Source organism: Mycobacterium sp. (assembly GCF_035640695.1).
GTDB lineage: Bacteria > Actinomycetota > Actinomycetes > Mycobacteriales > Mycobacteriaceae > Mycobacterium.
On record NZ_DASQVQ010000040.1, the window covers coordinates 1 to 13836 of the forward strand.

14 protein-coding genes and 1 pseudogene are annotated in these 13836 nt (G+C 63.7%); 9 read left to right on the forward strand and 6 right to left on the reverse strand.

What is annotated here, in order from left to right:
- A partial coding sequence (locus VE759_RS04830; RefSeq protein ID WP_324928743.1) for a DUF5078 domain-containing protein occupies window positions 1-244 on the forward strand: 244 nt, incomplete at its 5' end.
- A 123-nt stretch (window positions 245-367) separates the two neighbouring features.
- Here VE759_RS04830 and VE759_RS04835 read toward each other — a convergent pair.
- Window positions 368-1972 (reverse strand): cytochrome bc complex cytochrome b subunit, encoded by a 1605-nt coding sequence (locus VE759_RS04835; protein ID WP_324928745.1) that lies wholly within the window; start codon window positions 1970-1972, stop codon window positions 368-370.
- A gap of 375 nt (window positions 1973-2347) precedes the next feature.
- Here VE759_RS04835 and VE759_RS04840 point away from each other — a divergent pair, with 375 nt between their 5' ends.
- Window positions 2348-3493 carry a 1,4-beta-xylanase gene (locus VE759_RS04840; RefSeq protein ID WP_324928767.1) on the forward strand — a complete coding sequence of 382 codons (1146 nt, stop codon included), beginning with the start codon at window positions 2348-2350 and terminating at the stop codon, window positions 3491-3493.
- Between the two features lie 211 nt (window positions 3494-3704).
- Here VE759_RS04840 and VE759_RS04845 read toward each other — a convergent pair whose 3' ends face one another.
- Complete coding sequence (locus tag VE759_RS04845; RefSeq protein ID WP_324928747.1) at window positions 3705-4067, reverse strand: metallopeptidase family protein; 363 nt, start codon at window positions 4065-4067, stop codon at window positions 3705-3707.
- A 355-nt stretch (window positions 4068-4422) separates the two neighbouring features.
- Here VE759_RS04845 and VE759_RS04850 point away from each other — a divergent pair, with 355 nt between their 5' ends.
- The 7 genes from VE759_RS04850 (at window position 4423) to VE759_RS04880 (ending at window position 9134) form a co-directional block, all read left to right on the forward strand.
- Window positions 4423-5067, forward strand: a complete 645-nt coding sequence (locus VE759_RS04850; protein ID WP_324928749.1) for a TIGR03085 family metal-binding protein — start codon at window positions 4423-4425, stop codon at window positions 5065-5067.
- A 250-nt stretch (window positions 5068-5317) separates the two neighbouring features.
- Window positions 5318-5440 (forward strand): hypothetical protein, encoded by a 123-nt coding sequence (locus VE759_RS04855; protein WP_324928751.1) that lies wholly within the window; start codon window positions 5318-5320, stop codon window positions 5438-5440.
- Between the two features lie 251 nt (window positions 5441-5691).
- Complete coding sequence (locus tag VE759_RS04860) at window positions 5692-6039, forward strand: hemophore-related protein (protein ID WP_324928753.1); 348 nt, start codon at window positions 5692-5694, stop codon at window positions 6037-6039.
- A gap of 296 nt (window positions 6040-6335) precedes the next feature.
- The gene (locus tag VE759_RS04865; protein ID WP_324928755.1) at window positions 6336-6494 is read left to right on the forward strand and encodes a hypothetical protein; all 159 of its coding nucleotides are present in this window, start codon (window positions 6336-6338) and stop codon (window positions 6492-6494) included.
- 516 nt (window positions 6495-7010) lie between these two features.
- Complete coding sequence (locus tag VE759_RS04870) at window positions 7011-7601, forward strand: acyl-CoA dehydrogenase family protein (protein ID WP_324928769.1); 591 nt, start codon at window positions 7011-7013, stop codon at window positions 7599-7601.
- The gene (locus tag VE759_RS04875) at window positions 7583-8065 is read left to right on the forward strand and encodes an acyl-CoA dehydrogenase family protein (protein ID WP_324928757.1); all 483 of its coding nucleotides are present in this window, start codon (window positions 7583-7585) and stop codon (window positions 8063-8065) included. Before VE759_RS04870 ends, VE759_RS04875 begins: the two co-directional genes overlap by 19 nt.
- 403 nt (window positions 8066-8468) lie before the next feature.
- Complete coding sequence (locus tag VE759_RS04880) at window positions 8469-9134, forward strand: class I SAM-dependent methyltransferase (RefSeq protein WP_324928759.1); 666 nt, start codon at window positions 8469-8471, stop codon at window positions 9132-9134.
- A 258-nt stretch (window positions 9135-9392) separates the two neighbouring features.
- Here the strand turns inward: VE759_RS04880 and VE759_RS04885 are convergent, their stop codons facing one another.
- The 4 genes and pseudogenes from VE759_RS04885 to VE759_RS04900 all read right to left on the reverse strand — a co-directional run.
- A complete protein-coding gene (locus tag VE759_RS04885) occupies window positions 9393-9923 on the reverse strand; it encodes a cupin domain-containing protein (RefSeq protein WP_324928761.1) in 531 nt (176 codons plus the stop codon).
- A 1030-nt stretch (window positions 9924-10953) separates the two neighbouring features.
- Complete coding sequence (locus tag VE759_RS04890; RefSeq protein ID WP_324928763.1) at window positions 10954-12018, reverse strand: class I SAM-dependent methyltransferase; 1065 nt, start codon at window positions 12016-12018, stop codon at window positions 10954-10956.
- Between the two features lie 244 nt (window positions 12019-12262).
- Complete coding sequence (locus VE759_RS04895; protein ID WP_324928765.1) at window positions 12263-13171, reverse strand: SDR family oxidoreductase; 909 nt, start codon at window positions 13169-13171, stop codon at window positions 12263-12265.
- Window positions 13172-13188: 17 nt separating this feature from the next.
- Window positions 13189-13836 (reverse strand): annotated as a pseudogene (locus VE759_RS04900) (hypothetical protein); the annotation flags it as partial.

Here is a 13836-nt window from a genome sequence, read left to right on the forward strand (position 1 = left end):
TCCCGACGTGCAGCAGGCCGCCGAGGACCGTATTCACTGGTTCTTCTCGCTTGATCAGGTAGCTCGCCGCCAGTACTCCGAGGACACCGCGACCAACGTCTACTACGAGCAGATGGCGACCCACTGGGGCAACTGGGCAAAAATCTTCTTCAACAACAAGGGCGTGGTGGCCCATGCCACCGACGTCTGCATGAACTATCCCGCCGGTGACATGTCTGTATGGGACTGGCCCGTCGCTAGATAACCGTCATAGCCCAAAGTCGATGCCGTCGTCGAGGTTTCTGTGCACCGCCGGCCCGCGCAGCCGCAACAACTGTGTGTGCAACCGGCTCCAACCACCACCGCATCGAATTCCTCAGCCGCCATTTCAATCCCGGCGCCCGCGTAGCGCGGACAGCGCTCGGCGTTCGTGTTCGTGCAGGCTCTCGGTCAGCAGCTCGTGTTCGGGCAGCGGATCCGGTGACAGGAAGCTGCCCGTGCCGGGTGCGCCGGCCAAGCCCAGCTTGTTCAGCCGCTTGGGCAGCGGGGCGCCCTGGTACTCCAGCGCAATCGGGTGGCCGTGCTCGTCGACCGGGCCCAGCGGCTGGTGCAGTTCGATGTAGGCGCCGTGCGGCAGCCGCTTGATGATGCCGGTCTCGATGCCGTGTTCGAGCACTTCGCGGTCGCTGCGCTGCAACGCAATTGCCCATCGATAGGCGATGAAGTACACGATCGGCGGCAGCACCACCATGCCGATGCGGCCGATCCAGGTCATCGCGTTGAGCGAGATGTCGAACTTCAACGCGATGATGTCGTTCATCGCGCTCATCGTCAGCACCATGTAGAACGCGATGGCCATCGCGCCGATCGCGGTGCGCACCGGCACATCTCGAGGCCGCTGCAACAGGTTGTGATGCGCCCGGTCGCCGGTCACCTTCCGCTCGATGAACGGCCACGACACCAGCAGGACGAACACCACGCCCATGAAAAGCGCCACCCAGACCGGCGCCGGTATCGTGTAGCGGCCCAGGTTCAATTCCCACGCCGGCCAAACGCGAAGAAACCCTTCGGTCCACATCAGGTAGAAGTCGGGCTGCGAACCCGCCGACACTTGTGAAGGTCGGTACGGGCCGAGCTGCCAGATCGGGTTGATCTGCAGCAGACCGCCCATCAGGCCCAGGACCGCCACCGTCATCGCGAAGAACGCGCCGGACTTCACCGCGAACACCGGCAAAATCCGCACCCCAACCACGTTGTGCTCGGTGCGGCCCGGGCCAGGGAACTGGGTGTGCTTCTGGTACCACACCAAGGCCAGGTGCAGCGCGATCAGCGCCAGGATGATGGCCGGGAACAACAGCACGTGGATCACATACAGTCGCGGAATGATGATGTGACCGGGGAAGTCACCGCCGAACAGGGCCCAGTGCAGCCAGGTGCCGATCACCGGCAGGCCGAGCGTGATCGATGACAAGGTGGCCCGAACCCCGATCCCCGACAACAGGTCATCGGGCAGCGAGTAGCCGAACAGGCCCTCAAACATCGCCAGGATCAACAGCAGTGAGCCGATCACCCAGTTGGCCTCGCGCGGCTTGCGGAACGCCCCGGTGAAGAAGATCCGGGCCAGATGCACCATGATCGCCGCGGCGAACAATAGCGCCGCCCAGTGATGGACCTGGCGCACGAACAGCCCGCCGCGCACCTCGAAGCTGATGTCCAACGCCGTCTCATAGGCCCGCGACATCTGCACCCCGCGCAGCGGCTGATACACCCCGTTGTAGGTGACCTCGGCCATCGACGGGTCGAAAAACAGCGTCAGATACACGCCGGTGATCAGCAGCACGATGAACGAATACAGCGCGATCTCCCCCAGCAGGAACGACCAGTGGGTGGGGAAGACCTTGTTGATCTGTCGCTTCATCCCCGACGCGAGGTGATAGCGCTGATCCACCGCCTCGGCTTGGTCGGCCGCACGCCCGCTCAGCTTGGCACTCATGATGCGAACTCACACATCGAACCACCACAGCTCCGTCGTGGATCACTACAAGCCAGCGTACTACGCACGGTAGTACATCGCCGCGGCGTTGTACAGAGGCATCCATGCGATGACTTGTCGAGTGCCGGCGCCGAACACCGAGTCAAAGGTCTCGTCGACCGGCTGGCAGGGGAACCGCGCGTTGCCATCGCAAGTGCTCTTGAGAGCTTGCCCCAGCGGACACGGCGAGACGCCTTGCTGCTCGCGGAGATCGACGAGCATTCCTACCTGGCCGAACTAGCGGCGACGTTGAGCATGCCCAAGGCGACTGTGACGCTCATTCTGAAACGGCACACCTGCTCTGCTGCTGTAGATGCCCCCAATTATGGTTACTTCGTGCACCGTCGAACGGCCCTGAAGGTACCGGTGCTACTGGCAGTAAGCGCGGCACTGGCCCGAGTGCCCCGCGCCTCTGCCGAACCAGGCCGGTGGTCGGTTGACGACGCCAACCGCTGGTATCAAGCGCACCGCTGGCTCGTCGGCGCGAACTACATCCCTTCAAACGCCATCAATCAGCTCGAGATGTTTCAGCCGGGCACTTATGACCCCCGGCGCATCGACAGCGAGCTGGGCTTGGCTCGGCTGCTCGGGTTCAACAGTGTGCGCGTCTTCCTGCACGATCTGCTGTGGGCCCAGGATCGCCGAGGCTTTCAAAGGCGTCTCTCGCAGTTCGTCGCCATCGCGGCGAACCACGGCATCAAACCACTCTTTGTCTTGTTCGACTCCTGCTGGGACCCGCTCCCCAGGCCAGGTCCTCAGCGCGCGCCGAGACCTGGAGTGACCAACTCCGGCTGGGTGCAAAGCCCGGGTGCTGAGCGCATCGACGATCGCAGCTACAACGGCATTCTGTACGACTATGTCACGGGAGTGTTGCGCCAATTCCGCAATGATGATCGCGTTTTGGGTTGGGATCTGTGGAATGAACCCGACAATCCCGCGCGCGAGTATCGCCAGGTGGAAAGGCAAGACAAGCAGGAGCTTGTCGCGACACTACTTCCGCAAGTGTTCCGTTGGGCGCGTTCTGTTGACCCTGTTCAACCGTTGACGAGTGCCGTCTGGCAGGGGGAGTGGGGAGATCCCGGGCGCCGCAGCACAATCAGTGGCATTCAGCTTGACAACGCCGACGTGATCACATTCCACTGCTACGGCAAACCAGCCGACTTCGAGGCCCGGATTGCTGAACTTTCTCCGCTGGGGAGACCGATCCTATGCACCGAATACCTGGCTCGGACTTTTGGCAGTACCGTTGAAGGAATCCTGCCAATCGCGAAGCAGCACAACGTTGGTGCATTCAACTGGGGTTTGGTAGCTGGAAAGACCCAGACGTATCTGCCGTGGGATTCGTGGGATCACCCATACACTACACCTCCGAAGGTATGGTTCAGCGACCTCCTGCAACCTGATGGATTGCCCTGTCAGGACAGCGAAATGCAAACGATTCGGACGCTGACCGGCAGGCTAGGCCAGACTTACCAGATTTAGGCGTAACAACCTTTTCGCCCGACCGGAACTGCCGCCCCTGCTTGGCGCGCGGCATAGCGCAGCGCCAAACCCGTACGGGAGCGGCAGTTTACCGGTAAAGCCGCACATTCGTTTCCGTTGTATTCGTTCTCCGCTGGAAAGTAGAGCGCAAACCAAGTGGCGACATCATATGCCGCCGGTCTGGCTACGCTGCGGAGCATCAGCACGACGTTCAGTATCGATTGAGCTCAATCAACCGCTCGTCGCTGATCCCGAAGTGATGCGCGATTTCGTGGAGCACGACGTGTCTGACCTCGCGGCGTAGACGATCAGCGCCGCCGGCAGCTAGTCGCGTGATTGGCCCGCGGAAGACGCTGATCTTGTCCGGAAGTACCCCGCCGTACGTGCTGCTCCTTCGCGGCAACGGTACGCCGCGATACAGCCCGAGCAGCGGTCGACCAGTGGGAGGCTCGTCCTCAACGACGATTTCGACGTTGCTCATGGCCGCACGGAGATCGGCCGGCAATGAGCTCAGCGCGTCATCAATGGCATCTTCGAATGGATCATTGAGACCCGGCTCCGAACGCGCATCCATCTCCGCAATGGTGCCAGAAACGGTGCTGGAATGGGCTTACTCACCATGTCGCTAGCGTACGGTCGCTGGAACGTCAGCAGTGGATGAGCGGAAGGAAGCTCGCGCATCCAGCGGCGTTCCCTTCATGGAGGCCTGACCTTGATAGGTGCGGTGTAAGAGCATTCGATCGACACTGCGCCGTCCGCCAGCGTTCGCACGACGTCGAAGTCGATCGCGCCGGGCCTGCCTGAACTCGCGCCGAGTCGTGCGGCCGCAGCACCATCTGTTTCGCTGCGACGCTTTGACCTCCGTCACTCACGTTACTGCCGACCATCGGCCAAGCTGTCACCTTAAGCCGCTCGTAGACTCCAGCGGCATGGCTGATGCTCCGCTCGATACGCAAGAGCGCCTTGAGCTGTGTGATCTCCTCGACGAGCTCGGTCCTTCCGCTCGAACGCTGCTCGAGGGCTGGACTACTCACGATCTAGCCGCTCACCTCGTGTTGCGAGAACGCGATCTCGTCGCCGGCCCTTGCATCGTTCTACCCGGCCCGTTCCAACGGTTCGCCGAGCGCCGTAGGGCCGGACTGGCCCACAGCAACGACTTCGCGTGGCTCGTCGCGCGGATCCGCTCCGGCCCGCCCATCGGGTTCTTCCGCATTGGATGGGTCCGCGCCTTGGCGAATCTGAACGAGTTCTTTGTTCACCACGAGGACGTTCGCAGAGCGAACCAGCGTGGGCCCCGTAACCTCACACCTGCAATGGAAGCTGCCCTGTGGCGCAACATTCGCCGCGGCAGCCACTACCTGAGTCGGCGGCTCCGCGCTGTCGGGCTCGAAATTGAGTGGGCCGGAACCGACGAGCGGGTGACGGTTCGACGTGGCGAGCCGACGGCTCGACTCAGCGGTCCGCCGGGCGAACTCCTCCTGTACGTCTTTGGGCGCCAGGCTGCAGCGCATGTCGAGGTGAGCGGACCACCGGAGGCGATTGCGGCAGTGCGGCGCACGCACTTCGGCATGTGAGTTCATCGCTCAATTCAATCCACAGGTCTTGACAATATCTCCAGCTGCTCCCGGGGAGCTGTGTCATCAGTAGTATCCGCGCGGCAGCACCGCAACGCCGTCGCTGACGGCACCATCGCCGAGCTGAAGCAGCGCGCCACCCACCTCTCCGGACGCCCCGACTGCGAGGACCCCGAGGCGCTGCCAGACGCGCGGATGCGGATCACCTGCACCGCCACACCGCCACCGGCATGCGGTCACGGTGGTCGGGATGGCGAGCGAGGTGATGTCCGAGCGGCCGCGCGAGCTGTACGCGATCACCGTGGACGGCCCCGAACTGGTGCGCCAGGACTGCCTCGGACTCGGCTGCCGGCGCCCCAATCCAGCCGCTTGATCATTTGAGGAGTCCCGTCAGCAAAGCTCGCGAATTAGGTCGCCGCGCGGTACGCCGGTCAGTGCCTACGAGCGCGCGTGATATGCGCGTAAATGCGGCGTCAGCACCCCGAGAACGCTCAAATCCCACAGCTAACCAACTCTTAGATAGCCCATAGCTGCAAACGAGGCTCGACACCGGCGGCAAGCGCTACGCTGACTACTGGTGGGGTCGATCTTGTGGCAATACGTTCATTGAAAGGTATTCATAAAATGGTCACGTTGTCGTGGATCAGATTCGCTGCCGCGGCTGGTGGGTTGGTGGCGTCGCTCACCGCTGGGGCCGGCATCGCGTCTGCAGATCCGGATCTAGATCCGATCGTAAACTCAACCTGCACTTACGGGCAGGCGATGGCTGCGCTCAACGCGCAAGATCGGGAAGCTGCCGCGAGATTCAACGCAGATCCGGTGGCGCAGGGCTTTTTGCATCAGTTCATCGACTCACCACCGGATCAACGCCTGAACTTGGCCCACACGATCCAGGGCATGCCATCGGCTCGGCCGTACCTCCAGACCATGAAGCAGGTCGCAAAGACCTGCAACCAGTACTCAGGGGATTGAGACGAGCTTCGGGCGACCTCGCCCCATCTGGACGTCAGGCACCCAACACTCGGTATAAGTCTCTTGCCCGCTCCGGGGAATGTACGACCTGACTGCACGCTGTCCCGCTTCGGGCAAAAATCCCGGGAACACACAAGAGTAGCAACGATCCGGCACAAGTTTAGTTGGCCAAGGGGCTTTATCCACCGCCGGCATCCGACAGCCCACCGCACCTCCGTCCGCAGTACGCGTGAATGGCGGCCTAAAGGTCGCGGCGGACGCATTTGCACTGGCGAGTGGATGCCTCGGCTAGCGCGATGCCAAGTATGGTGACCATCCCGGTGATGGCGTTCGTGCCGCTCGAGGGGCGCGAGTGCCGAATCGGCATCGCCGTTCGGTCCGAGGACCACCGACCGACGATCGAAGTAATCCGCCACATCGCGCCCATCCTGAGCGGCGCAGCGACACCGGTGTAGATCGAGGCTCGAGGATATGAGTTCCGGCACTTTGGAAATCGATTCCGGACTGACGGTTCAGGAGGCCGGCGAGGTTTACTGGTACCCCTCCATATTCGATTCGGCCGTATTCCTCCCCGGTCGAAGACCCGTGACCCAATACGCTTGTCCGGCAGAGTCGTTGGATATCACGCCGGACCATCGATGGCCACTTGTGTCCCGATTTGAAGCTGCGAACGCAACAGTTGATGCCTTCGGCAAAAGTATTGGCAGCGCGGGCCGTTGGTGTTTTCGTAGGTCGGCGTCGCCATGGCCAGTGTGGGCAGCACAGTGATACACGTCACTTGATCAATTCGGCGGTGCGTCTCGTCGTTACCTACGTAAGGGTGTCGATTGCAGACGGGAGCTGTGATGACTACGACGGCACTGGGTGTTCCGACCCACGCGGAACTGGTGGCCAGGGCACGGGATCTGCAGCCGCTGCTTCGCTAACACGTAGCCGATGGTGAGGTCTATCGCAGGCAGGCCGACGAGGTCATCGAAGCCCTTAGCGCGGCCGGTCTGTTCCGGCTGTTTACGCCGCGCCGGTTCGGCGGCTACTCGACGTCGCTGCGCACGCAGGTCGATGTCACCGAGGCGCTCGCCGAAGCCGACGGCTCCGCGGCCTGGGTCGTGGCCGTCGCTTCGGGAGGCGCGTGGGTGAGCGCGCACGCAACCGAACGGGCTCAGGAAGAGGTCTTCGGGCCGGACCCGGACGTCAGGATTTCCGGCAGCGCCAAGCCCGCGCCGGCCCGGCGGGTCGACGGCGGGCTGCGCGTGGATGGCCGCTGGGCATACGCGTCGGGTTCACCACACGCGTGCTGGGCCGGAATCGCGACGGCGGTCGCCGACGAGCACGGCCAGCCCCCCGGCACGTACTTCGGCCTGGTACCGCGGTCCGATCTCCGCCTGCAAGACACCTGGCACACGGTCGGCATGCGGGGGACCGGAAGCAACACCTGGGTCGGCGATGACCTGTTCGTGCCCGAACACCGATTGTTCGCAATAGCGGAGGTGGCCGACGGTTCACCGCGCCACGACGAACGCTCTACCGGCTGCCGTTCGCGCCGGTGGCCACGCTCAACCTGATGGGCACGCTGCTCGGGCTTGGTCGCGCGGCGCTGGACTACACCATTGCGCAAGCGCCGCTGAAGCCCATGCACCACACATTCTTCGCCCGACAGAGCGATTCGGTTGCCGTGCAGGTGCAAACCGCTGAGGCGGCGCTGAAACTGCAGACCGCGCGGCTGCACACCCATCGCGTCGCCGATGATCTGGACGCGGCGGCAATCAACGCCGGCACACTGGCCTACGCCGAACGCGCCCAGATCCGCGCGCAGATGGGTTATGCCGTTCAGCAGGTGCTCGAGGCGATTCAGATTCTGCTCAATGTTCACGGCGCCGCCGGTTTCGCCGAGACCAGCCCGCTGCAGCAGATCTGGCGCGACGCCAACACCGGGGGCCGGCATGCCGGACTCAACGCCGCCGTCGGCTACGAGGTGTTCGGCAAGGTTCTGCTGGGGGTGCCGGAACGCATCAGCGCGATGGTCTGACCGGGAGCGCTTAGGGCTCACGCAGCGCCAACTGCCGAAACCTGCAGGCACTTTGGTCCAGTCGCACCGCGGGGTTGGCGAGAAGCCAATCCGGTAGGTCTCATTCATTTGATGCAAACGGCGCACTTCACCGGTAACCCGCCATATTCGATCCCGTCGTATTCGGTCGCATAGACCCGCTTCGCGCGGATTGGCGCGAACTCGAAAAGAATCGCGGTGTGCATCATCGCGGCCGGTTGTGGCGGGCGCCTAACAACTGCCGGCTCTGCTGCGTCGGTGCGATCACCGTGACGCGGTCGCGCTGACGGTGACTAGTTCGGGTCGGCTGCGGTTGCTTGGTTAGGCTGGCCACCGGCCTGAGGGACCCATTGACGGCCAATCCGTGGTCCACGATGGTGGGGGCATGGCTGATATGCATGAGGCGTGGAGCGGATGGACCATCGGGAAGCTCGGCGGGGCGGTCTACGACTTCGGCGTTGAGCGGGAGTGGCTGGCTAGGCCCGCGGGTCTTGCGCTGTGGGGCACTGACACCCGCTTGCTGTTCGACGCTATCCGCGCGGTGGGCGAGGTGCCGGATGGTTCGGCGGTGCTGGACATCCCCTGCGGCGGTGGCCTCGCGTTGCGTGGGCTGCGGAAGGGCCAGCGGGTGCGCTATGTGGCTGCGGACATCTCACCGGACATGCTGGAGAGGGCCCGGCGGCGGGCATCCGTGATGGGCCGCGACGATGTTGAGTTCGCCGAAGCCAACATCGAGCGAATACCGTTCGGCGACAAAGAGTTCGACCTATGTATTTGTTTTAACGGGCTGCATTGCCTGCCCGACCCTGCTGCGGCTGTCCGGGAGATCTCGCGGTCCCTGGCACCCGGCGGCCGCCTCGTCGGCTCCGCCGTCGTCCGTGGTGCAGGGCGGCGCCAAGACATGCTTATTAGAGCGCTCCAGCGCGCCGGGGCGTTCGGCCCCGGCGGCACCGCCGACGACCTGCACGACTGGCTCACGGACGCCGGGTTGCGAGTCGACCGGCTGCGGCGATCGGGGGCTGTTGTCCACTTCGCCGCAGCGTGCGACTGAGGGGCGTCACTGCTAGGCAAGCGGTAGGCGCTTGAGGGGAAGTACATGCCGACATGTGCGACTCTGGCGAAACGATGAGAGCGCGCATTATTATCGGCTCCCGAAAAGCGTTGCCGCAGTGGATGATAACCGTCTAACGGTAACCCGCCATATTCGATTCCGCCGTATTCACCGGATGAACCGGGGGCGCTGTAGCCGGAGCACCCGGTGGCGTTGTCGGGTAGCCTGCATGTGCGTTATACAGCCACGTCGGCAAGCCTATCGCCCCTCGCCGGGTAAGCGAAGCAAGCTCCCAAGTCGAGCGAGAGCTTGCATCGGAATCAGATCGCGACGCCTTCCCGGCACGAGCGTGTCATCGAACTGCAGCATGACCATCGACATGCAGATGAAGTAGCGAGGGTCGCGTTTGCTCCTCACCCCCGCTGCCAGCAGGGTTGCGGCGCTCTGCTCGATGAAGCCCTCGAAGCGCATGGCCGGCCTGTGCCAATTACGAACGCGAACAACGGCTCCAGAACGATTCCTGAATGTATGGAGCGCCCCGCGCGGCACCGAGGCTGACTCGCCGGACCGCAGGGTGCGCCACTGGCCGTCCACAGTCACGTCCAAGCTTCCTTCGAGAACCTCGTACCCCTCGACCTGTTGAGGATGGATGTGCGGTGGTGGAGGCACGCATCCCGGCGGCAGTGAGAGCTCCATCTCGACGTACTGGCCACCGGTCTCAGCGGCCGCTTGCCGCACGATAAAGGCGCTGCCGTCCGGCATGTCGAAACGGTCGCCCGTCTTTGCCATTGAGGTAGCCTACTCCTTGAAGGGGCCGAACGACGAAAGCAGCAAAGACGCAATGAACTTCGCGACCGTACTCGTAGCTTTTCCCGTGCGGCCCTCCTGACCCCGGCCCGAGGATTCGGCATCACCCGCCGCTGGGATTACGGGTTAAGTACGTCCAGCTCAATCGGTCATCAACGCTTAACCCTATAGGAGTAAGCACTCGATATGCTCATCGAGCAAGACACAGAGCGCCGTAAAGCCACTGATGACTCCGACAACGATCCGGCAGTCGGCTATAACCTATTACCGTGTTTCCGACCAGCCTAGTTTGGCTGTTTCTGCACCAGCCGATGAGATCGGAATAGCCGCATGTCACGAGGTAATTATCCGCCTAGTCGCTGCGGTCCGCTAGGCGCGGACCGCGGCATGCCGTCGTCGTGAATCTGCCGACCGTGCAAGGAATTCGGTGCTGGAAGCCCTTCTCTTCCCTATGACGGTGTTTGCCGCCACCATGAGGGAACGGCACCACACACGAAAGGGGAAGGCAATGATCAAGAACACGTTGTCGTGTGCAGCAGCCATCGGCGCCAGCTCAGGTGTCCTAAGTTCGCCCGTGGCACAGGCTAATCCGGCAACACCCATGCCGGTGATCGAGTCTTCCGCTACACAACTATGTGGGGCTATCAACCGCAATCCCCCGAAGGCTGGGGTGATGGACGGGCTGACGAGCTTGCAGAATCGAGGGCTCGACAAGGCGGACGGGCACTGGGAACGCTCGTCGCGATTCACCCGGCTGCCCGCAGCACGAGGCGCTGACGGGGCATGATGGGTCCGATGGCGGCTGAGAAAGTCTGCACCAAACCGGCGTGAAACGCCGTGAAATGGCCACTAACGGAAAGGCATTGCTTACCGCGGCAATCGCGGGGCTGATGGCCGTCGGCGCGGCCTATTGGTGGCTGAGCTCGTGCCAGCGGTAGCGGGCCGTCGCCGTGGAGCCGGTGGCTTCGATGTGGGTGGCATGCGGCGACACCCAGGCCCGCCACTGCCCAGCTCAGGGGTGCAGGCGGTAGAACCGCCACGCGGGCGTTTCTATCGGCAGCACCTCGACCGACCGGAACCCGGCCTGCGCCGCGTACCGCCGCAGTGTGCCGACCCGCATAACCGCGCCGGTGGCCGCGGTCTCTGGGTCGCCCATCACACCGGGCAGGCAGCCCACGACGCTCCAGGCGTAGTGGTAGCGCTCCAGGTCGTCTGCCGGCGCCGCGAATGCGTCGGCGACCCGCTCGTCGATCATCAGCACCGAAGCGCCGTCGGCGAGTATCGCCCGCACCGCGCGGAGCGCCTCGACCGGGTGGGCCATGTCGTGGAACCCCTCCAGAATGGTCACCAGGTCGAACCGGCCGGACAGCCCCAGATCCGCGACGTCGGCGACGGTGAACGACAGTCGGTCCGCCAGCCCCTCCGCCGCAGCGCTGTCGACGGCGGACGCGATCGCCGCCGCGTCCAGGTCGAAACCGTCCACTATGACCAGTGGGTAGGCCTTCGCGATCGCGATGCTCGACCAGCCAAGCCCACAGGCCAAGTCGGCAACCCGCGCGGGTGGGTCGGCGCGCAGCCGGCGGTCGATGTCCGGGATGGCGGGCAGCCACTCGTTGCCCAGGTAAGCCAGGTACACCGCGCGGTTGTCGGCCGCCCGGCCCTCAGGCTCCCAGGGCAGCGGCGGGGGAGCGGTGCCGCTGCGGAATGCGTCGACCAAGTCGGGCATCGGGCGGGCCGCGCGCACGATGTCGATCGCCCGGTAGGCGCCGAAGCGTACGTCGTCCCGGTCGACCAGCACCGGGACGTGCGCCGCGGGCAGGCTGAACCGGCGTGCGAGCGGGTCCGTCGCGGTGTCCGCCTCGAGCAGCCCGCTTGCGGCGTGGTGCTCCAACCACTCCCGCACGTAGCGCTCGTTCGTGCCGGTCCGCGCTGCGAGCTCGCCCGAGGTAGCGGGACCGCCCTCGTGCAGCGTCCGGTACAGCCCAAGCCGTTCGCCCAGGTAGATGGTGTACAGCTCGAGCGCCCCAGCAGCGTCGCGAAAGAGGCGATCGGCGAGGGCCTCGGTCGGATCGGTCATAGCCTCGACGATGCCACGAGCGCGGTCGCGACGGGGCATTCGGCGCACTCAACCGTGTCGACGGCACGTGAAAACCTGAAACCTCCTGTCATCGTTGTGGTTTGCAAGTCGGCTAGCAAAGCGCATCGTGAAAGCAGCCGACCGCAGTGTCGGGTATGTCGAAGTAGCCCTAAACATGTCGTGCTCGATGGCACGGTCGCAGCCGGACCCACTGACAGTCAGATTCGGCGTGCTCGGTGCGCGGCTACCCGACAGACGTCTGCGTCGTAGCCGGTGCGATATTGCGTTGGCTCGACCCATGGCGGCTCAGGATCGTGTCGTGGTAGGTCGTGCCTCGGCTCATTCCGACCAACCGGGCGATGGGGCGCCGCGCGAGACCGTCGGCGATCAGGTCGCCGATGCGCGGGGACAGCGCCTCGCCGAGCAGCAAGAAGTTGGCAACTCGTGGCACTACGACGCGTCGTGTCCCACGGCGCACCGCGGAAACCACTAAGCGCGCGACTTCTTCGGATGAGACCGGTGTCATATGACGGAACGGCGGAGGCAACTCTGCCTCTTCCACGTCGATCAAGAGATCAGTTGCAGTGAGCGCGGGATGAATAACCGAAACTCGGATATTGGTGCCGGCCAGCTCCTGGCGAAGTGCGTCAGAGAATGCCGAGACCCCATGCATCACGATCGCATATGAGCCGAAGCGAGCGAAGGCTTTACGCCCCATCACCGATGACATGTTGACGATCGTGCCCGACCGCTGTTGGCGAAGAATCGGAAGCACGCGTTGCGTAACGTCGATCATTCCGAAAAGGCTTGCCTTAAGGGTTTGACGGACATTGTCTGCAAACTCCGGCGACGCGACGTCGCCTACCTTCCCGATTCCGGCATTGTTGACCAACACGTCGATCCGGCCGAACCGGTCCGTCGCCGTATCCACCAACGCTTTCACCGCAGCTGGGGAAGTCACATCTGTCTGCACCGATAGCGCATCTGCGCCGAGAGCGCGAACCTCATCTTGCACCCGAGCAAGCTGGTCGGCCGACCGCGCCGCAAGTATCAGCCGTGCTCCCTGCCGGGCGAAGGCTAGTGCGACGTCTCTGCCGATCCCACGTGATGCGCCGGTGACCAGAACCACCTTGTTCTCAAAATGCCTCTTCATTTGTCTTACCGCCTTTCTTACTTGCTGTAGAGATAAGTTGTGCTATTGCTTGACTGTTCATCGATTTGCGCGGGCCTATCCGTTTCGGCAGGTAGCATATGCATCGGCACCTGCGGTGGGGTTTCGATTGCGCCGAAACGATAGTGGGTTGACTCTGCCGTTGCGGTATGCTCGTTTCGCCATACGATCGACTCGGCCGAATACCGGGGGTTGGCGGGTTGGGGATGCTGCTGGAGTCGCTCGAAGCGGGCGAGGCGGTGCCCCGGCACGAGCCCGATGAGCATGAACCGTCCGATCTGGCGCAGCAGACTGCCTGCGGTGCGCCGGGTGTCCGCCGCGTTGACGTAGCGGCGTGCGATCGTTAGGAACTCTTCTGGCTCGACTCCTGCGACATCACGAACGTGCGTCGTCGGGCCGCCTATCTCCCACGTTCCCAGGGAGTCTTCGGGTAGGTAATGGCGCACGCTGGACTCAAAGAATTGGTCGGTTCCGAGTTGCTTGGCGCCCACGCGTAGTGCTCGCAGGAACATCCACGGGGGGATCTCGATATGGCGGACCCGCCTGCCTAATGCCTCACCGACCGCGTCAGCGATATCGGCGCCGGATAGCAGCGTCGGCCCGGTCGGGCGGTACGCGCGACCGTCATGACGGTGTGGGTCGAGCAA